This window comes from Thiomicrorhabdus sediminis (assembly GCF_005885815.1).
Lineage (GTDB): Bacteria > Pseudomonadota > Gammaproteobacteria > Thiomicrospirales > Thiomicrospiraceae > Thiomicrorhabdus > Thiomicrorhabdus sediminis.
In genome coordinates this window covers 557,221-576,525 of the sequence record NZ_CP040602.1, presented here as the reverse complement: position 1 = coordinate 576,525, position 19,305 = coordinate 557,221, and the positions used below count along the sequence as shown (strand labels likewise).

14 protein-coding genes and 3 tRNA genes are annotated in these 19,305 nt (G+C 42.4%); 11 read left to right on the top strand and 6 right to left on the bottom strand.

Translation table 11 applies throughout. From position 1 onward, the window contains the following. Positions 1-114: 114 nt before the first annotated feature. Positions 115-2,031 carry a putative bifunctional diguanylate cyclase/phosphodiesterase gene (locus tag FE785_RS02575; RefSeq protein WP_138564111.1) on the bottom strand — a complete coding sequence of 639 codons (1,917 nt, stop codon included), beginning with the start codon at positions 2,029-2,031 and terminating at the stop codon, positions 115-117. 275 nt (positions 2,032-2,306) lie between these two features. Here FE785_RS02575 and FE785_RS02570 point away from each other — a divergent pair. The 4 genes from FE785_RS02570 (at position 2,307) to FE785_RS02555 (ending at position 4,257) form a co-directional block, all read left to right on the top strand. Further along, positions 2,307-2,393 (top strand) — tRNA-Leu (locus tag FE785_RS02570). A 4-nt stretch (positions 2,394-2,397) separates the two neighbouring features. Next, a tRNA-Val gene (locus FE785_RS02565) sits at positions 2,398-2,474 on the top strand. Positions 2,475-2,789: 315 nt separating this feature from the next. Beyond that, complete coding sequence (locus tag FE785_RS02560) at positions 2,790-3,344, top strand: fused MFS/spermidine synthase (RefSeq protein ID WP_202978318.1); 555 nt, start codon at positions 2,790-2,792, stop codon at positions 3,342-3,344. Positions 3,345-3,348: 4 nt separating this feature from the next. Continuing rightward, entirely contained in the window at positions 3,349-4,257 is a 909-nt protein-coding gene (locus FE785_RS02555) for a spermidine synthase (RefSeq protein ID WP_138564107.1), read from the top strand. Between the two features lie 104 nt (positions 4,258-4,361). Here the strand turns inward: FE785_RS02555 and FE785_RS02550 are convergent, their stop codons facing one another. Then, positions 4,362-4,736, bottom strand: coding sequence for a hypothetical protein (locus FE785_RS02550; RefSeq protein ID WP_202978317.1), 375 nt, complete (start codon positions 4,734-4,736; stop codon positions 4,362-4,364). A gap of 371 nt (positions 4,737-5,107) precedes the next feature. Between FE785_RS02550 and FE785_RS02545 the strand changes: the two genes are divergently transcribed. Next, a complete protein-coding gene (locus FE785_RS02545; protein ID WP_138564105.1) occupies positions 5,108-6,457 on the top strand; it encodes a sensor histidine kinase in 1,350 nt (449 codons plus the stop codon). Between the two features lie 169 nt (positions 6,458-6,626). On the opposite strand, the gene FE785_RS02540 is transcribed toward FE785_RS02545, so the two are convergent. Next, positions 6,627-8,198, bottom strand: coding sequence for a hypothetical protein (locus FE785_RS02540; protein ID WP_138564103.1), 1,572 nt, complete (start codon positions 8,196-8,198; stop codon positions 6,627-6,629). Positions 8,199-8,543: 345 nt separating this feature from the next. On the opposite strand from FE785_RS02540, the gene FE785_RS02535 reads away from it, so the two are divergent. Continuing rightward, on the top strand, positions 8,544-9,578 hold the full coding sequence (locus FE785_RS02535; protein ID WP_138564101.1) for a tyrosine-type recombinase/integrase: 1,035 nt from the start codon (positions 8,544-8,546) through the stop codon (positions 9,576-9,578). A gap of 53 nt (positions 9,579-9,631) precedes the next feature. Here the strand turns inward: FE785_RS02535 and FE785_RS02530 are convergent. Further along, a tRNA-Asn gene (locus FE785_RS02530) sits at positions 9,632-9,707 on the bottom strand. A 229-nt stretch (positions 9,708-9,936) separates the two neighbouring features. On the opposite strand from FE785_RS02530, the gene FE785_RS02525 reads away from it, so the two are divergent. Further along, complete coding sequence (locus FE785_RS02525) at positions 9,937-10,860, top strand: cation diffusion facilitator family transporter (RefSeq protein WP_138564099.1); 924 nt, start codon at positions 9,937-9,939, stop codon at positions 10,858-10,860. A gap of 93 nt (positions 10,861-10,953) precedes the next feature. Here the strand turns inward: FE785_RS02525 and FE785_RS02520 are convergent, their stop codons facing one another. Beyond that, positions 10,954-12,198, bottom strand: a complete 1,245-nt coding sequence (locus FE785_RS02520; RefSeq protein ID WP_238696315.1) for a cache domain-containing protein — start codon at positions 12,196-12,198, stop codon at positions 10,954-10,956. A gap of 774 nt (positions 12,199-12,972) precedes the next feature. On the opposite strand from FE785_RS02520, the gene galU reads away from it, so the two are divergent. Genes galU through FE785_RS02500 form a run of 4 tightly spaced genes read left to right on the top strand, consistent with a single transcriptional unit; the run spans position 12,973 to position 18,120 of the window. After that, positions 12,973-13,860 (top strand): UTP--glucose-1-phosphate uridylyltransferase GalU, encoded by an 888-nt coding sequence (gene galU / locus FE785_RS02515; RefSeq protein ID WP_138564095.1) that lies wholly within the window; start codon positions 12,973-12,975, stop codon positions 13,858-13,860. A 51-nt stretch (positions 13,861-13,911) separates the two neighbouring features. After that, positions 13,912-15,477 carry a glucose-6-phosphate isomerase gene (pgi, locus tag FE785_RS02510; protein ID WP_138564093.1) on the top strand — a complete coding sequence of 522 codons (1,566 nt, stop codon included), beginning with the start codon at positions 13,912-13,914 and terminating at the stop codon, positions 15,475-15,477. Further along, positions 15,467-16,717 (top strand): nucleotide sugar dehydrogenase, encoded by a 1,251-nt coding sequence (locus FE785_RS02505; protein WP_168188896.1) that lies wholly within the window; start codon positions 15,467-15,469, stop codon positions 16,715-16,717. Before pgi ends, FE785_RS02505 begins: the two co-directional genes overlap by 11 nt. Positions 16,718-16,761: 44 nt before the next feature. Continuing rightward, the gene (locus FE785_RS02500) at positions 16,762-18,120 is read left to right on the top strand and encodes a phosphohexomutase domain-containing protein (protein WP_138564089.1); all 1,359 of its coding nucleotides are present in this window, start codon (positions 16,762-16,764) and stop codon (positions 18,118-18,120) included. 51 nt (positions 18,121-18,171) lie between these two features. On the opposite strand, the gene lptG is transcribed toward FE785_RS02500, so the two are convergent. Then, positions 18,172-19,296: an LPS export ABC transporter permease LptG gene (gene lptG / locus FE785_RS02495; protein WP_138564087.1), complete on the bottom strand. Its 1,125-nt coding sequence runs from the start codon at positions 19,294-19,296 to the stop codon at positions 18,172-18,174. Positions 19,297-19,305 lie beyond the last annotated feature (9 nt).

Genomic DNA, 19,305 nt, shown 5'->3' with positions numbered 1-19,305 from the left:
CTCGCTGATTGTGCCTTTATTTTCAAGCTGTTATCTTCTAAAAAGCTAAACAAACAACTTCATAAAAAGCACCTATAAAGCTGATTCAACCTATAGAGACTAACTTGCAGGAAATTAAGCTTTTTTGCTGTTAACGACTTTCAACTGCTCGCTAAGTTGATCTTGTGCCATCGGCTCACTGAACAAGAAGCCCTGACCGATATCACAGCCGAGTTCAACCAGCACACGACGCTGCTCCTCGGTTTCAATCCCCTCGGCAACGACCGTTAGCTTTAAATCATGCGCCAGATTGATAATCGACTTGGCCACCGAGAATTTACGCTCATCATGAAAAATATCGGTGACAAAAGCGCGGTCAACTTTCAAGGTATCAAATGGAAACTGTGTCAGATACTGCAATGATGAATATCCGGTACCAAAATCATCCAATGCGATCTTGAAACCGGCCGATTTCAACATCTGGATTTTCTCCAGACTCTTTTCGGTATTTTGAATCAGCACACTTTCGGTCAGCTCAATCTGGACACTCTGCGGGGTTACCGACAAACGTCTAAACTGCTCCATCATCTGAGCACAGAATTCATCCTCAGCAAACTGTTTGGCCGAGACATTAACCGAAAAACGGATTTTCACCCCCTGCTCCAACCACCCCTGAATTGCCTTGGCCGCTTGCGCAATCATGGTTTCGCTTAACGCCCAAATCAAACCACTATCTTCAGATAAGGGAATAAACACTGCCGGTGATGGCCCGATGGAACCGTCTTCGGTGATCCAACGAGCCAATACCTCAACACCAACAATTTCATTACTGCTTAAATCAATCAATGGCTGATAATGCGGTTGAATCATGCCTTGGCTAATGGCCGACTTCAATTTATTATGCAAGTCCACCATTTCGGTGGCATGCTGCGTCATCTCGTGGGAGAACAGCGCCATATTGATGCCCTGTTTTTTCGCCTTGTACATGGCTGCATCGGCATTTTTAATCAAGGTTTCAGCACTTACTCCATCACGTGGGTAAACCGCCACACCGGCGCTGGCGGCAATGCTCAAATGCAGCCCTTCAATTTCAAAAGGCGTCTCTAATAACTCATTCATATAAGACACACAGGTTTTAATCGATTCATCCGAAGTATTACGACGACTGACGACCACAAATTCATCACCGCCAAAACGGGTGATCATCGCTTTGTTTTTATCTAAACAGTTTGTCTTAAAGCGCTTAGCCACCGCTTCCAACAAGGCATCTCCGATTGAATGGCCGTGCGCATCATTCACAAACTGAAAACGGTTAAGATCGATAAAAATAACCGCAAATTCGGATTCCGCATTCTTCAATTCGGTGCGCTCGATACTGCGATTAATATACTGAGTCAAATATTTACGGTTCGGCAGTCCGGTTAAGGCGTCATAAAAGCCTTTTTTTCTGGTTTCGATTTCTGCCGTTTTACGCTCGGTAATATCGATATTAATGGCGCGCATACCGAGGTACTTGCCATCATCGCTATTGATCGGGCCACGGAAATGTTCCAGCCAACGAATCTGGCCGGATTTACTGATAATGCGAAATTCAATACCACGGGTATCAAACTTGCCATCTTGTTGTTTAAGGTAATTTTGCCATTTGAGCACATCTTCCCAATGGACGATATCCGACATGAAATCAATCTTTTCACAGAATTCATCCGGTGAATAACCGGTAATACGCTCTACAGCCGGTGACACATAGCTATAGCGGCCTGACTCATCTCGGACATAGGTAAACTCAAGGGAAGAATCAATTACCGCTTTAAATAATTTGGTTAGCTCTCGCTGAGAAGAAACGTGATGATGATAAACGCGAGCGAAAATAATTAATGACAAAGACAATACAACCGGAAGCAACCACTCAAGCACACCACTTGCTTGATTAATGCTAGGGCGCACATACAAAATTTCCACAGCCAACAAAGCAGCCGCCACCGACATAATTAACAACACGTTAACTACATAAGATTTTTCACGCTTGGTTGCTTTAAAAGAGTTACCCATAGCTATTGGCGTCTTTGCCTAAATACTTCAAAGCGCGAACTATAAGTTATTTCTAATATAATTACAAGCTAATATTTCTTAACAAATCAAATGGTTAACAACTTTCACTTGCTCTGCAATCAATAATATTTATCAGCATGATTCGCGCACGGAAAGCGGCCATCGACAAAGTCGAAACTTTTCCTGGATTAAGCGCGGTTTTCTATTTGACATGATGTGGCTTAGACTCTATAATTCGCGCCATCAAGCAGAGATGCTTGCTATTCTAAAATCGTGCCAGAGTGATGAAATTGGTAGACATGAGGGATTCAAAATCCCTTGCTAGTAATAGCGTGCCGGTTCGAGTCCGGCCTCTGGTACCATTATACGACCGTAGCTCAGTTGGTTAGAGCACCACCTTGACATGGTGGGGGTCGGTGGTTCGAGTCCACTCGGTCGTACCATTTACTTTAAGTAAATAACTATAAAACACTCCTAATCAAAGCCATCACAGCATCAAGGTGATAGCTACTCACTCAAGATTTAATCTCTCTTGTTAAAAGACCCTTGCCTAGCAGGCATAAAACGTTAATAACATTAACGTAAATTATTGATTTAATGCGATGGTTCTAAACCAAATTAAATTCAATTAAAATATGATAGACTCACTTCAAAAGTACTTTCGCTGCGACATTAACTGAGATTTTATGACTCTTAAATCAGAAACCCTCATTAATAGATTTATTTTTTTCCTTACCTTCCTTAGCGGCTTTTGCATTATGTCTGTCGAACTTTTAGGCGGAAGAATTCTAGCTCCATATTTTGGAAGCAGTATTTATGTCTGGGGTAGCATCATTACTATCTTCATGGTCGCTCTTTCAGCAGGCTACTTACTTGGTGGACAATGGTCAACTCACTCGCCATCATTACGAAAATTCAGTCTACTTTACTTATTTGGCGCCCTGACACTGCTACCGATAGTTTTTGCCGGTGACATCATTATGGAGCTTGTTTTTATACAAATCACCGATCCACGTTATGGCTCTCTTGCTACAGCATTATTTCTATTTTTTATCCCAACTGTAATTTTAGGAATGATATCGCCTTACTCCATTCGTTTACTGGTAACGCATACTCATAGCAGCGGGCAGGTTGCAGGAAAACTTTACTTTGTTTCAACACTTGGTAGTGCTCTAGGAACCCTACTAACTTCTTTTTATCTTGTTTTATGGTTTGAAATTGACACCATTATCTTTAGCCTTATTACGATATTGTGTGTCAGCGGACTAGTTGCATTTTATCTACATATTCCAAAGGTCGAGACGGAGCATTAATTCCATGTCTAAATTTCTTTTAATAACAAGCATAATTTCATTGCTTTTGAGCTCTTTCGCACATGGTTCACAACAAAGTGACGTTATTTACACAAAGAAATCCCTTTATGGAGACATTAGCGTCACCGAAAGTAACGGTCTACGCTGTTTGATTTTCGCCCTTATAAAAGGGGATAGTATTCAATCTTGCCAACCCCTAAACCCAAACGACCCTCGCTTAGTCTACTCATATAGCAAAATGGTCATCGGGGGATTTCTTCTCAACCCAACTCCTCAAAAAATACTGATCTTGGGTTTAGGAGGAGCGACAATTCCAAATGTACTGAGTGAACTTTATCCCGATACCAAAATTGATATAGTTGAACTTGACCCAGCAGTAATCGAGATAGCTAAAGATTACTTTCAATTTCAAGAAACGCCAAACATGAATGCTGTTGCAGGAGACGGTCGTGTTTTTGTTAAACGCTCTATCCTTCAAAAGAAACAATACGACGTAATCATTTTAGACGCCTTTACCGGCGAGTATATTCCTGAACACTTGATGACACGTGAGTTCTTACAAGAAGTGAAACAGCTAATGAGTAATGATGGCATCCTAATCGCCAACACATGGGAAACAAGCAAGCTTTATGATTACGAATCGGTAACATATCACAAAGAATTCGGTAAATTCTATAACTTCAAAATCCCACCTGAAGAAGGCGGCGAAGGAAACCGAATCATCATTGCCAGCAAAAACTCCCTACCCTCTAAACAAGAGCTGGAAGAAACAGCGAAACAATTGATGGCGTCACTTACTCGCTATGATATTCAGGTAGACAACTTCCCCAAGCTAATGTCTACCAAACAAGACTGGGATACCTCTGTTCGCCCATTAACAGACCAGTACTCCCCTGCAAACCTATTGCGTTAAAAAACCATCTAGACCCGATAACGAGTCATAAAAAAGAACTTTATTTGCAAAGCCTAATAATTTGCAATAGTCAGCAACCAACTTAAACCGCCATTTAGTGCCGATTAGCTCGACTTGATAAATAAAATCAACATCAAGACCATACCGATAAATACCGTTATCGATGCTATCGCTAATATCGGATCAACCTGTTCCAATGGTACTATCTGACCAAAAAATAGAAACAAACCAATTAACAATACAATTGTGCCTATTTGATGCACATAAAACTGTGCTTTAGCCAAAGTGGTATAACAGTTTGTCAGCCATAACTTATGTAACAACGCATAACTCAGAGTCACCACAAAACCGATCAACATGATATGAGCATGAGTAACCAGCTGACCTTTATCTTTAGACGCCGCCATATAAATACCCAACGCCAAGCCCACTACCGCATAAAGCAATGCAGTCATGACAAACTTCCGATCCATCGACATAACCACCTCCAAAACTAGAATAGATTTAATTAAAAGGTTGATTTAAATAGATATTACTCCGATTAGAGACAACAAGAAAGTCGAAACAATTCCTGTTTTGCATAAAAAGAACACCGATAAAGCTTAAGTCTCCGCGAAGAAAATCAAAGATTTACCAAGTCACAGGATAAGATGAAGCGGAATACAGGCTAAAAAACAGCTGCTCTTACCCTGTATTTTTGATTATGGCAACCACCATATTTTGGACACCCTTAGGTTATTTTAGACTCGCTTTGAAATGATTTAACTTAATCACAGCCCTGCGAAATAAACCTTGTAATTAATAAGGAAATTAGTAGGATATCTTATACACATATTTTCGGTAATGAATAATGACACTTAAGAGCGCATTCAATACACAGGCATCAGACTACCTTTTTTTGGTAACCTTGGCTTTGGTATCGACAATCTTTATTCTGGACATTTCATTCCAATTAAATGGCTCTCTAGCAATCGTAAACACCGGAGCCTTTCTTATCGGATATTGGTTTTTAAACACACATAAAACCGTTTTTTTATACCTTACAACCATTGCTTTACTCTGCACAGGATATACTTACTACTCCAGTGCAATGAACAACAATGAGCTAATCATTAACTATGGTTTAGCGTTCATCTCCATAACCGCTAGCGTAATTCTTACTCTTAATAAACAGGGGCGAAAACTGCCTTATATTGACCAACCTCTTTGCCTCAGAGATAGATGCATTGTCAATTCGATTCTAAAACATTCGGTAAGCAGCCTTTTCATATTGACCATCGCTGTTGTCATCTTTTTTTGTCAAACAACCACCATCGCCGAACTGGCAAACAACATGCGTTCCGCTAGCAGCTCTGAAATATACTCAGCCCTGATTATCAACAACCTGACATTATTAGCACTTTTAGGCCTTATCGCATCAGTAACGAAGGGTTCAATCAAACTTAATCAAATACAAAACGACCAAATCAAAAAAATCAATCTCGATAAAAAATGCTATAAGCTTTCAGATTCAAGTAAATCCAAATTCATCTCCTCAATGGCTCATGACTTAAAGTCACCGCTGAACTCCATACTCGGTTTTAACCAACTACTGAAGATCGAACTGGAAAACAGCTCCGCAAAAGAACAAATACAATATTTAGATGATATCGATACAAGCGGAAGACATTTGAAAAACCTAATCGATAAAACCCTTGATTTTTGTCGAACTGAAAACCCACAAATCTGCATAATGCCCGAAAAAATTAATATTGAAGCAGCATTAAAGACTTGTCTATCAATACAAAAAAATGCCGCTTCTCAAAAAAATATCACAATTATCGACAATCTTAAAAAACTCCCTGTTGCAAACATGACCACGGATAAAACCCGTTTTAAACAGATAATTATTAACTTCATCTCCAACGCCATTAAATACAACAGACCTAACGGCACAGTGACCCTGAACTACAAACTGGTTAATAAAAAGACCATACAGTTTTCAATCACCGACACTGGATTTGGCATTCCTAAAGAACTGCAAAGCCAAGTATTCACTCCTTTTAATCGCCTGCACTTCGAAACAAGCTCCATTGAGGGAACAGGGCTGGGACTATCGACGACAAAAGAATTAGTTGAATTAATGGGGGGAAAGGTAGGCTTTCAAAGCCGCCAAGGAGAAGGATCAACATTCTGGTTCGAACTTCCCCTATCAGCTTAAAAATTCAAGCAAAAAAAAGCCCCAGTCTTTCGACTAGGGCTTTTTAAGAATTTGGCTCCCCAACCTGGACTCGAACCAGGGACATACGGATTAACAGTCGCAATTTTACTTACTTATCAGCAAATTACAACACTCCACTCAAACTTAATCAACTCATCCCTACTCGGCATTAAGACCATAAATCATCATATGGTGGATGAATTACATTAAACTTATCATCGTAATGTTCAACCTGTTTTTTTAAAATCAAAGCCCACTCTTCATCATTAGAAAAATCATCCTGTCTTAAAAAGACTTGATTAATTACATTGTAACGACTCACATCCATCAATAGCTTATTTCCAACTTTGGACACATTATTTTCATCAGAAATCTCTTTAATCTCACCAAATAAAGCCAACATCATTCCGTAGTAACAATCTCCAATGGAAAATTTGAACAACTTGAAAATCACATGCTTCTTATCTTTATCCAGCTCTCCCACAATATGAAACTTTACCTGTAAATCAGCACCTTTTTTATACACTAGTGCATGAATCTGTTTAATTAGACCTGCAATAGCAATCAATTCAGCAAAAGATATTTGCACTTCGTCAGCAGATTCAACTTTATCCTGAATCCGTTTTAAATAAAAAGAAGCTTCAAGCCCATCAAGCCGCTCATCAAAAACCTTATCGAGAAAAGACTCCCCCTTAATATCCAAAACATTTTTAAAGCTCAACTCCGTTGTAAAATCCTGATTGCCATTGAATATTTTCATCAACTTAAAAAGTTTTATGAACTCTACCAAGGGAAATCTTTGTGAATCATGAAACTTAGGATGAAACTGCATCGAACCAGTGAATATAAATATCTCCAGTTCAAAAAGAGCACACACAATACGAGCCTTTTTTTTATCATCCGATACTGTATCAATTAACGCCGATGTATAAAGCTCAGCTTTAAACACCAACGGAGTCAGCGAATTCTTTTCACGAAATTTAACCACTCCTACACCAGTAGGTTTAACTTCCAATATTTCGATGTGAGCAAAATCTGAACATAATTCTGGCACGGCAGTTTTTATTCCAAACCTTGTTTTAAAATGCTTTACATTTTTCACTTCAATTTTATTAGTAACGCCTAGCGACATTTCAAAAAGAGAATAGCTCTGTGCCGCGGGCAACGAAAAACTAAATTGCTCCCCACCCTCTTCAAAACCTACCTCCTTAAGATACGCACTTTTCTCAGAAACATATTTGCCATAATCACCACCAATTTCCCTAAGAAACGCATCCTTTAAACATTGTCCATCTATATACTCAAGCAGATGGGATTCGTCATAATGTATGACTTTTGTTTTTTTTGACAGATTAACATCAGGATCTTCTGCTTGAAGCAGATGAATTCTTTTCAACGTATCATAAATTTGCTCTTTACCAAGATGCACAACAAAGACTCGCTGAGCATCATTTCTTTTATCAAATTCAATAAACACAAAAAAGGATGGCATAAGCTGAGTAGCCATTCTTTTCAAGACCGACAATTTGACTGGCAAGCTCCTTTTTTGGCTATCTGTTGATTTTATCTGCACACGACATTCTGGGGCAGACTCATCAATCTCAAATGAGGGAGATAGAAATGGAAACTCAACAATAAAATCCCAACCATACTTATCCACATCCGGCCGCGTAGGACTTAAACCTGACTGAGAACACCACGCTCTAAACAAGTTCTCGCCTAACTCACCTACATTTCTCATTCATCTACCCTTAAATCAAAAAATATACGTCATTATCACTATGATACTAAATTAACAACATTGCCAATAAAATAAGCGCATGAGCGTGTGGGTTTGAAGCATTGCCGCGGGAGCGGCAAGCTCAAACGCACCTCGCGAAAGTGCAATCTTTTGGGTGCGTCACTTAGTAACACAGCACCTGCAAAATACATTCGAGATATAAAACAACCTGAAATAACCCCATAAAAAGGGCAAAAGACTGTTAATGCTTCTCTACACTATTTCTTGCCAATACCCTCATAAAAACCTATCCTTAATACCTGAGTGAAGTGTGTGTAAGTTGTTGACACTAATGAGGATTCATTTATGTCACTATACCTTCGCAATAATGTGTGGTGGACTCGATTCATCTCACCCGATGGCACAGTCGTACAGCGCTCAACTAAAACAGATAACCGCAGACAGGCACAGGAATATATGGACTTGTTAAAAGCCGACTTATGGCGCGTTCAATTCTTAGGTGAAAAGCCACGTATGCTATGGCAGGAAGCCGTTGTGCGCTTTATGCGGGAAACACAGAACAAAGACCGAGATAGTGAAGTCAGAATGTTTCGATATTTTGACAAGTATTTTCGGGATAAGTATGTGGACGAGATTAGACGCATGCACGTTGATGAAATCATCCAAGACAAACTCAAGGATGGTGTCGCCAATGCAACCGTCAATCGCTATCTGCAAAAACTGAGAGCCGTACTCAACAAAGCACACAAAGAATGGGAGGTGAAATGCTCGCCCCCTTATATCAAACTCTTGAAGGAACCTAAAAAGCGTGTTCGCTGGATAACAGAAACCGAAGCCAACAAGCTACTACGCTTGCTACCCTCTCACTTGGCAGACATGGTCGCCTTTGCATTGGAAACAGGATTGAGAGAATCCAATATCACCCTGCTCCGTTGGGATCAGGTGGATTTATCTCAAAAAGTTATTTTCATTGAAGGCGATGACATTCTGAAAAGTGAAAAGGCGTTTGTTGTCCCACTTTCTGAAATGGCCGTCAGCATTATCCGACGTCAAATAGGAAAGCATCGAGAACGCGTTTTTACCTATCAAGGTAAAGGTATCCGTAGAGCAAACACCTATGCCTTTAAAAATGCTGTAAAAGCCGCAGGATTGGATAATTTTCGCTTCCACGATTTACGGCACACTTGGGCAACTTGGCACGTGCAACGCGGAACACCGATAGAGATACTTCAGGAACTTGGCGGATGGTCAGACTACAAGATGGTGAAGCGTTACGCTCACTTCTCGCATGACCACCTAAAACAGTATGTAGACCGCTCCCAGAGCGCCCTAACTACAAAATTATCTACAGTCACTACTTTAAGCGACTTTAGAAAATAAAAAAGCCTGACTTCAAACTCACGTAAGTGGTTGAAAAATCAGGCTTTAGAATGTGGCTCCCCAACCTGGACTCGAACCAGGGACATACGGATTAACAGTCCGGTGTTCTACCAACTGAACTATTGGGGAATAGTCATAAAGGGCGTGTTGCTCTCTATGGGTGCGTATTATAGGGAATAATTTTAACGGTGCAAGCGTTTTTTACAAAAAAATTGCGACTTTTTTGTCATTGAAAATAGTTTATTCACTACATCAACAAGTTACTTGTAAAGATGTACATTTTTAGCCCACAATAGATTTAAAAGGCGTGTTACTGGCTTAACCTTAAGCACGCTACTCTGTTTATTGGGAATCGTTAATGAGTCATCATCAGCAAACGCACCATCATCATAGCCATCATGAGCATCAATTGACCGGTAGCCGTCTGGCTCTGACAATTCTTATCAACCTATTCATTGCTATTTCACAGATTATCGGCGGCATTATTTCCGGCAGCTTAGCCCTTCTGTCTGACGCCTTGCACAATCTCAGTGACGTCGCTGTTCTGGCACTGGCCTATGTGGCCAACCGCCTTGCCAAACGCCCCGCTACCAGCAAAAGAACCTTCGGCTTTAAACGCGCTGAACTGATGGCGGCTTTATTTAATGGCGCCTTATTAGTGGCCATTGCAGTGATGATATTTATTGAAGGCATCGACAAATTAATCAATCCCGAACCTATCGCCAGTGACTGGGTAATAGGTCTGGCCGCTTTAAGTATCGTCTTGAACTGGATCAGCGTCCGCCTGTTATTTAAAGATTCCGAACATAACAGCAATATCAAAGCCGCCTATTTGCACTTGGCGACAGATATCATGACCTCATTTGCCGTGTTGGTCGGCGGACTTGCCATGCTATGGTGGCAGGTTTATTGGCTGGATGCCTTAATCTCCATGCTGATATCGATTTATTTGATCAAAGCTTCTTGGTCATTACTTAAGTCGACGATTGAAAAATTGATGCTCTTTAGCCCGACACATCTGTCAAGCGAAAGCATTGCGGCTCAAATTGAGCAGTTCGACAATATAGAGAATATGCATCATTTGCACCTATGGCAGCTTGATGACTCGAGTATTTATCTGCAAGCTCATATCGACTTCAGTGAAGACCTGCCGTTAAGTGAAGTAACTCGACAGCTCGAAACGCTGGAAAAGCACTTAAAAACACATTGCGGCATCAGCCATTGCACCTTACAGGCCGAATACGCCAGAGATGATAATAAAGACCTGATCCATAATCATTGAAATCGCGAATCTAGTTCGATGGAAATAGAGAGCCTCCCATAACTGGCGTTTAGCCTGTTCCAATATAAAGGCTTACCCAAGCCGAGATCCATGTTATGGATGAATATCTATGCCACCCTGCTTCATATCGGTTAACTCGGAAACCACAACACCAATTAACAACTCCTCATCATCTTCACCAATCCAAGACGCCTTGCGTCTGAAATAGCGCCGCTTATCCTTACAAACAACCTCAATAAACTCTTTGGGCAAAGCATTACTTCTATAATCATGCCAAAGCGCCTTCCGTAACTGGGCGGATTCAAGCTGCAAGCCACTTTCTGACGAACCGGAAAGCTCTGAGAGCAATTCAGTCAACTTAAAATTTTCGTAAACAACCTGCCCCTGAGCATTGAATACCAACATCGCCTCAGGCGCCGAGTCAAAAAACGCGGTGATGATATTTTTTTGAAAACGGTTACGTCTTTTCAGTCTTTGCCGACGAAAGCTCTGGTAGCTATAGATAAAGGCAGCCCATAGACCAATAAAATAGACCACAAAACTGTAAGGGTTAGAAAAGACGCGATGCGCTACCGCAGCCAACCCAGCGTATTTTAAACGGGTATGAACAATTAAAAAGATATTGTCCGCTCGAGAAATAACCGGTTGATCAATCATTGCATTGGGTTTGATGGCAATCTTCTGCAAACGGTAAAAACCAGTTGGCTGCTTGGCCTGTTTTGAACCCATCCTGGTGTCAGATAACAATGCATAAAGCTTGGGCAAATAGGTTTTTAAATTATTACCGCCCAGTTCAAGCTGACCGGCCCATGGCATCTGATCCTTAGGTGCGAGCAACCAATCCCCTTTATCATCAACCAACCAAACATCATGAGTCTCATCACCAAAAGCAGCCAAACGGCTGATCATCGTTTTCGCCTTAAAATTAATAATCACCGCACCAATGAAGTTACCACTAGAGTCATGCAATGGTGATGCCAATCGAATCATCGGCTTGACAGGAACCTCAACCTGACCGTTTTCAACATTTAAGTCCAAATATGAAACCGAAATACTGCCACTGGTTAAACCTTTGACGTCGGTAAAATAATAACGATTGGCTTTATCTTGCAGCCTTGTCTGAGCCACGATTTCAGCCTGACCTTTGCTTTCATTGATTCGTATTAATTCCATGCCATTAGATGACAATAATCGCACCTGGTCGACCAAAGGACTGGAAACCAGATAATTGGCCATAATATCGGTAATAAAAGGAAGGTCGAACTTTTGTTCAATCGGCATAAAATGATTTTCGGCCAAAGATGCCAAAAAAAGCACATCATAGGAAAATGCATCCATGCTGCTAGCAATTTCTTGAACGGTTTTTTCAGCGATTAAATGATTTTTAAACTGTGCGGATTGATTGGCTTGATTACTATTGTAGATTTGCAAAATAAAAAGAAGGACACTGACAATCAGCAAGCTAATAAAGAGGTTAATCGAAAAAGACACCCAGAATTTAGAGTTTTTTAAGAAAGACCAACCTATCATTACAAGTCCTCTTTATATCGCTACTCTTTGGAAATTAACACACTTTAAAGACCTTAACCATCCCTTTCCAACAAATAACACTCTGAAACTGAACAGATTTTTATATTTAAAATTAGCAGGCTTTATCTTTATTGCGCTTTTCCATAACAAGCCGAATAATCACACCCAACTGCACCAAACTCAAACAATCACAAATATATTGGTTCAATAAGATATTTTTTTAGGCTGGGACTTTAAAAACCCACAGACAAAAATAACAATCAACAACCTTATTAACCTATTGTTTTTCAATCACTTAAATACAAAAAACCCTTAATTGGTCTAAGCATTGCTGTTAGCTAATAACTAAAGCTTAATTGCACCCGTTTAATATAAACCGGTTTAAAGCATTCTGTATTCAAAGACATAAACCCCGTATGCATAAGAGCCTCTTTTGGATACAGATTAACCTAAAAAGCAGAATAAAACGAAGCCATAAACAGTGACAACAAAGACTTAACTGAACTTTTCAAGGAAAAGCTTGACCAATACTAATGCCGCAGTCATTATCTGCCATAAATACAAATTTTAAGGAGCACAAAGATGTCAGCCAACGTAAAGAAAGTGGTGATTCCCGTTGCCGGACTGGGAACGCGTTTTTTACCCGCCACCAAAGCGATTCCCAAAGAGATGATCACTCTGGTCGATGAACCTTTAATCCAATATGTGGTTCGTGAAGCGGTCAATGCGGGCTTTACCGACATCATTCTTGTCACCCACTCCTCCAAAGGTGCGATTGAAAATCACTTTGACCATAATTTTGAATTGGAAAAAACACTCGCCTTCAAAAACAAAAAGGACCTGTTGGCGAAAGTGGCCAATATCCTCCCTGCCGAAGCCAATATCATCTCGGTTCGTCAACCACAGGCTTTAGGGCTTGGCCATGCCGTGCTTTGCGCGGCACCCATTATCGGTAACGATCCTTTTGCTGTGTTATTACCCGATGTCATTTTGAGTGATCGCACCAATGACCTGAAAAACATGGTCAAGGCCTATCAAAAAACCGGTCACAGCCAAATTATGGTGGAGCCTGTGCCAAAATCGGAAGTTTACAAATATGGTATCGCCGATTGCATGGGGACCGATCTAGAACCTGGAAACTCCTGTGAAATGTCGGCTATTGTCGAAAAACCATCAATTGAAGAAGCGCCCTCCAACCTTTCGGTCACCGGTCGCTATGTACTCGACAATCAAATCCTTAACCTACTTAAAGTCACGCCGAAAGGGGCCGGCAATGAGATTCAGCTGACTGATGCCATTGCCCAATTAATGGAAATCTCCAATGTCGATGCCTACTGCCTAGAAAGCAAAAGCTATGACTGCGGCGACAAACTCGGCTACCTTAAAGCGACCGTAGAATTTGCTCTTCAGCATCCTGAGCTGGGTGCTGAATTCAAAACCTGGCTGGATGAATTCAAGACCACGCCCTAAGCACGCATTGCGACTAAGAGACTAGCGGATAAAGACAGAAGAGGTAATTCAATGAAACAGTGGCCGGCTTACCAAGCGCTTGCAGAATACGGCAATGAAGCTAAACAACGCCATCTGGCGAGTTTATTTACTGAAAACCCACAGCGCTTTGAACAATTTCATGCCAAATTACCAGGGATGCTGTTTGATTACTCGAAACAGAATATCAGCGCCGAGGAACGCAATTCGTTACTTGAACTTGCCGAACAGGCAAATCTCAAACAGTGGATTGATAAGTTATTTGCCGGTGAGAAAATCAATATCACCGAAGACCGTGCCGCCGGACATGTATTCTTGCGTGATTTAACCAACCCAAAAGCCGAAGTCAAAGCCGAATGGCAAAAAATGGAAACCCTGGTGAAACGTATCCACTCTCACCAGCTACGCGGCTTCTCAGGCAAACCCTTTACCGATGTGGTCAATATTGGTGTCGGTGGCAGTGATTTAGGGCCCTTGATGATTACCCATGCACTTGATGACAGTAAGCTAGCTGATGCACCTGATATTCATTTTGTCTCCACTTTGGATGGTAAACAACTGCAAAGCTTGCTTAAAACGCTGAATGCGGAAACCACTTTATTTGTCATCGCCTCAAAATCCTTCACCACTATTGATACATTATCCCTGGCCAGAACAGCCCATGAATGGATTTCCAGCTTCAGTCAATCCGAACAAGGCATTAAACAACACTTTATCGGCCTCTCTACCAATCAAGCCAAAATGGATGAATGGGGGCTCTTGCCCGATCACCAGCTATTGTTCTGGGATTGGGTCGGTGGTCGCTTTTCCATGTGGTCGACTATCGGCCTTACCATTGCCTTACAGCAAGGCATGTCCGGTTTTTACGCATTTTTGCAGGGCGCTCATGAAATGGATGAGCATTTTCGCACCACCCCTTTTGAAAAAAACGTTGCGGTTTTAATGGGCTTGATCGGCATTTGGAACATCAATTTATTAGGCCTGATGGGACAAGCAATTCTGCCTTATGATTCACGAATGAAGTATTTGGCCAGCTATCTTGAGCAGCTGGAAATGGAAAGTAACGGTAAACATGTCACCCGTGACGGCGAAAAGGTCAATTACCGCACCTGCCCGATTCTATGGGGTGAAGTCGGGCCCAATGCGCAACATGCCTTTTATCAGTTGATGCACCAGGGAACCGAGCGCGTCATGGCGGATTTTATTCTCTTTGCCAAACCTACCGATCAAAAACCACGTACCGTTTACCACCACAACCTCAATATCGCCAACTGTCTGGCTCAAAGCCGAGCGCTGATGATCGGTCAAAAAGGCGAAAACCCTCATAAAGACTATCCGGGCGGTCAAGTCTCCAGCACCATTTTATTGGATACTTTGGATGCCAGACACCTAGGCATGCTGATAGCACTTTATGAACACAAGGTCTTTGTCCAATCGGTGATTTGGAACATCAATCCGTTCGACCAATGGGGCGTGGAACTCGGTAAAAAAATTGCACTGCAAATTCTGCAACAGATTGAAAACCGTGATTTAACCGATTTGGATGCCTCTACCCAAGGCATTCTCACCAATCTATGGAAGACGCAAAATGAGAATTAATGTATTTGGAGACACCATTAGCGCAATGGTCGCCGCAGGCTGTCTAGCAGAGACCGGTAATAAAGTCACCTTGATTGGCGCACGCAAAAAAGACTATGCCGAACCCGGCCTGAATAAACTTCTGGAACAGCAAACCGAAGCCAAGCGCCTGGTTTTTGGCGACAGCCATGACACCCAAGCGGAATGTCATATTTTGGCGTTACATCCGGATGACTGTCAAAATGCACGCCGCATTGCCAGCCTATTACAGGATAATTGCTTGGCAAACAGCTCTTTGATCATCCGCAGTAACTTCACTATCGGCCTAGCCAAAGAGTTGGCCGAAATCTGTTGTTTGGAGTATGCCATCAACCCGGATTTCGCCGCGGACGGTCACGCCATTCAGGCCTTTGTTCGCCCTGACAGAATCATTATCGGCTCACACAGCAATCACGTTAAACAACAAATCGCCTTACTGTTCGCCCCCTTCAATCGCAATAAAGACGTGATTATCAGCATGTCTCCGGCATCTGCTGAATTAACCAAATATGCCACCAACGCCTTATTGGCAACGCGAATTTCTTTAATGAATGAACTTTCTTCCATTGCGGAAAAAATTGGCGCGGATATTGAGGAGGTGCGTTTAGGCTTGGGGGCTGATACACGAATCGGTCGTTCTTACCTTTACCCCGGCATCGGTTTTGGCGGCGACAACTTCACGCGCGACCTGCAACGCATTAAAAGCTTGCTGCCAGAAGAACACCAGAATGGCGGGCACAGCTTGTTGCAATCGGTGATCGATATCAACGAAAACCAAAAAGAGCTGCTTTTCCGCAAACTTTGGCACCATTTTGACTGTCAACTGGCCGATAAAACCATCACCCTATGGGGACTTGGCTATAAACCCAACACCACCTCAGTCACCAGTGCTGCCAGCATCAAACTGATTAGCGCTTTTATCAACCAAGGCTGCCGCCTAAAGCTCTATGACCCCTTTGCCAAAAACTCAATGCAACACTGGCTTGAGGAAAACCTTGATAAGGAACAAACCTCCCGCATAGAATTGTGTGACGAAATGTATCAGGCCACTCAAAACAGTGATGCACTATGTGTTCTAACCGAATATAAAGCTTTCTGGTCACCGGATTTATCACTGTTAAATGATACAATGCGCAGCAAGATTATTTTAGATGGTCGCAACCTCTACAACCGCTACTGGATAGAAGACAATCATTTCTGCTATTACGGTGTCGGTCGTTAAGATTGGTTACCAGCTCATCAAGCCAAAAGTAGATACAAAACACCATGACAACCCTAAATGCCTTTAAAGCCTACGATATTCGCGGCATAGTGCCGCAAGACCTAAACGCCCAACGGGCCTATGATATTGGACGTGCATTTGCTGCCGAATTTAAACCGGCGAACGTTGTCATCGGCCATGATATTCGACTTGAAAGCCCTGAATTGAGTGATGCTTTATGCCAAGGATTGATTGATAGTGGTGTCGATATTCTGCACCTAGGCCTTTGCGGCACCGAAGAAGTCTATTTTGCCACCAGCCACTACCAAGCCGACGGCGGCATTATGATCACAGCCAGCCATAACCCAAAAGGTTATAACGGCATGAAACTGGTGGCAAAAGGCTCTAAACCGATAAGCGGCGATTCCGGTTTAAAAGCAATTGAGCAGCGCGTCATCAATCAGGATTTCGATACCAAAGCGACAAATCCAGGGAATTTAATCGCTAAACCCGACAAAAGCGCCTATGTTGAACACCTACTCGGTTATATCGATACCAGTAAACTCAAGCCGTTTAAAATCGTCGTCAACGCCGGTAACGGCTCTGCTGGACCGACTTTTGACGAACTGGCCAAGCACCTTCCGTTTGATGTGATTCGCTTGCACCACCAGGCGGACGGCGATTTCCCTAACGGCGTTCCCAATCCAATGATTATCGAAAACCGTGGGGCGACCAAACAAGCCATTCTGGAAAATCACGCCGATTTCGGCGTCGCCTGGGATGGTGATTTTGACCGCTGTTTTCTATTCGACAGTCAGGGCGAGTTTATCGAAGGCTATTATCTGGTCGGCCTACTTGCCGAGATGCTGCTAAAAAAACACCCTGGCAGCAAAATCGTGCACGATCCTCGCTTGACCTGGAACACCATCGATCAAGTCAAACGTTCCGGCGGTATTGCGGTTCAATCGAAAACCGGTCACGCCTTTATTAAAGAGCGCATGCGTAAAGAAGATGCGATCTACGGTGGCGAGATGTCTGCACACCACTATTTTAAAGATTTCTTCTATTGCGATAGCGGCATGATTCCTTGGTTATTGGTCAGTGAACTGATGAGCCTTAGCAATAAATCGCTTGATGAACTGGTCAAAGAACGTATGAAAGCTTACCCTTGCAGTGGCGAGCTGAACTACAAGGTCAAGGATGCGCCGGCTATTTTAGAAGAAGTGAAAGCGCTTTATGCCGCACAAAATCCACAAATGGATATGACCGACGGGTTAAGTTTGGAATTTAGCGATTGGCGCATGAATATCCGCCTCTCAAATACAGAGCCCCTTTTGCGTTTAAATATCGAGGCTAAAGGCAATCCTCAGCTGGTGGCTGAAAAAGTGGCTGAAATTGAAACGATTATCCATAAAGCTCAATAAGCTGAGTGGCGACTGATGCAATAACCGCCAGCTCTAACCAACGACAAAGAACTAATCAATACGGCGCATCCACCAAAGCGCCGCAAGCAAAAGCAAAAGCGCCGGTAAAAAAGCCGCCAAGGCAATCGGCATCTGGTAGACCACGGCGATATTGCCCACCATCTGATTAAGCAGGTGGAAGCCCATTCCGATTAATACACCAAGGAAAATGCGCTTACCGACACTCACCTGACGCATAGAGCCGAAAATCAACGGCAATACTATCGCAATCATCGCCAGCACCACCAAAGGCATTGCCAGCTTCTGCCAGAACGACAAACGATAGGCGCTTGCTTCCAAACCATTTTCTTCCAGAAAACGGATATAGTAAAACAGATCAAAACTACTTAGATAACGGGTTTCCATATCAAGGTTGGTCAAGTCTTCGGGCTGCAACGGAAACGACTTAGCCAATTGCGGCAACAGCTCTTGCTGGAAACTGTAAAGCGGTGTACTAGCATCCAGCAAATCACTGCTTTGCTGATCAAAATGCATTAACTGCACCTGAGTAAAACGCCATTGGCCATCATCGATATAATCAGCCTTTTTAGCACGCATCACCTGCTCAATCTCGCCAGGCAACGGCTTGTCGCTAACGGCGTTGGCGCTTAATTGATAAATGCTGATATTGCTCAATTGCTCACTGGAAACAATACGGCCGACATGGATGTATTGCTGTTCGTCCTTAATCCAGAGACCGCTTGCCGAGCCAATCGAAAAACTTTGGTTTAAAGCCTCGGCACGGAGTTTTTTTGCCAAGGCTTCACTCGATGGCGCAACCAACTCACCAATCAAGGCAATTACCAGCCATAACAGCAGCGCTGTTTTTAACACCGCCCATAAAATCCGTTTAATCGACCAGCCGGTAACGCGTAAAATCGTCAGCTCAGACTGATTCGCCAGCGCCCCCAATCCCATTAAAGCGCCAATCAAAATCGCGATAGGAAAAATCTGATAAGCATAGACCGGAACCTTGAGCAAAGTGTAAAGCCCTCCCATTGCCAAGGTGTAGGTTTCGGTTAACTTACCGAGCTGATTCATAAATTCAAAGAACGAGAAAATCAGCAGAATCACCAGCATGACCAATAAGGTATAACTGATGACAGCCGTTCCTAAATAACGCTCAATTCGGTTCATATACAACCA

What these genes read in the sequence shown, in the direction of transcription:
- FE785_RS02575 (WP_138564111.1), bottom strand. Translation starts at nt 2,031, where the DNA reads ATGGGTAACTCTTTTAAAGCAACCAAGCGTGAAAAATCTTATGTAGTT.
- FE785_RS02560 (WP_202978318.1), top strand. Translation starts at nt 2,790, where the DNA reads ATGTCTGTCGAACTTTTAGGCGGAAGAATTCTAGCTCCATATTTTGGA.
- FE785_RS02555 (WP_138564107.1), top strand. Translation starts at nt 3,349, where the DNA reads ATGTCTAAATTTCTTTTAATAACAAGCATAATTTCATTGCTTTTGAGC.
- FE785_RS02550 (WP_202978317.1), bottom strand. Translation starts at nt 4,736, where the DNA reads ATGTCGATGGATCGGAAGTTTGTCATGACTGCATTGCTTTATGCGGTA.
- FE785_RS02545 (WP_138564105.1), top strand. Translation starts at nt 5,108, where the DNA reads ATGACACTTAAGAGCGCATTCAATACACAGGCATCAGACTACCTTTTT.
- FE785_RS02540 (WP_138564103.1), bottom strand. Translation starts at nt 8,198, where the DNA reads ATGAGAAATGTAGGTGAGTTAGGCGAGAACTTGTTTAGAGCGTGGTGT.
- FE785_RS02535 (WP_138564101.1), top strand. Translation starts at nt 8,544, where the DNA reads ATGTCACTATACCTTCGCAATAATGTGTGGTGGACTCGATTCATCTCA.
- FE785_RS02525 (WP_138564099.1), top strand. Translation starts at nt 9,937, where the DNA reads ATGAGTCATCATCAGCAAACGCACCATCATCATAGCCATCATGAGCAT.
- FE785_RS02520 (WP_238696315.1), bottom strand. Translation starts at nt 12,198, where the DNA reads ATGGATGCATTTTCCTATGATGTGCTTTTTTTGGCATCTTTGGCCGAA.
- galU (WP_138564095.1), top strand. Translation starts at nt 12,973, where the DNA reads ATGTCAGCCAACGTAAAGAAAGTGGTGATTCCCGTTGCCGGACTGGGA.
- pgi (WP_138564093.1), top strand. Translation starts at nt 13,912, where the DNA reads ATGAAACAGTGGCCGGCTTACCAAGCGCTTGCAGAATACGGCAATGAA.
- FE785_RS02505 (WP_168188896.1), top strand. Translation starts at nt 15,467, where the DNA reads ATGAGAATTAATGTATTTGGAGACACCATTAGCGCAATGGTCGCCGCA.
- FE785_RS02500 (WP_138564089.1), top strand. Translation starts at nt 16,762, where the DNA reads ATGACAACCCTAAATGCCTTTAAAGCCTACGATATTCGCGGCATAGTG.
- lptG (WP_138564087.1), bottom strand. Translation starts at nt 19,296, where the DNA reads ATGAACCGAATTGAGCGTTATTTAGGAACGGCTGTCATCAGTTATACC.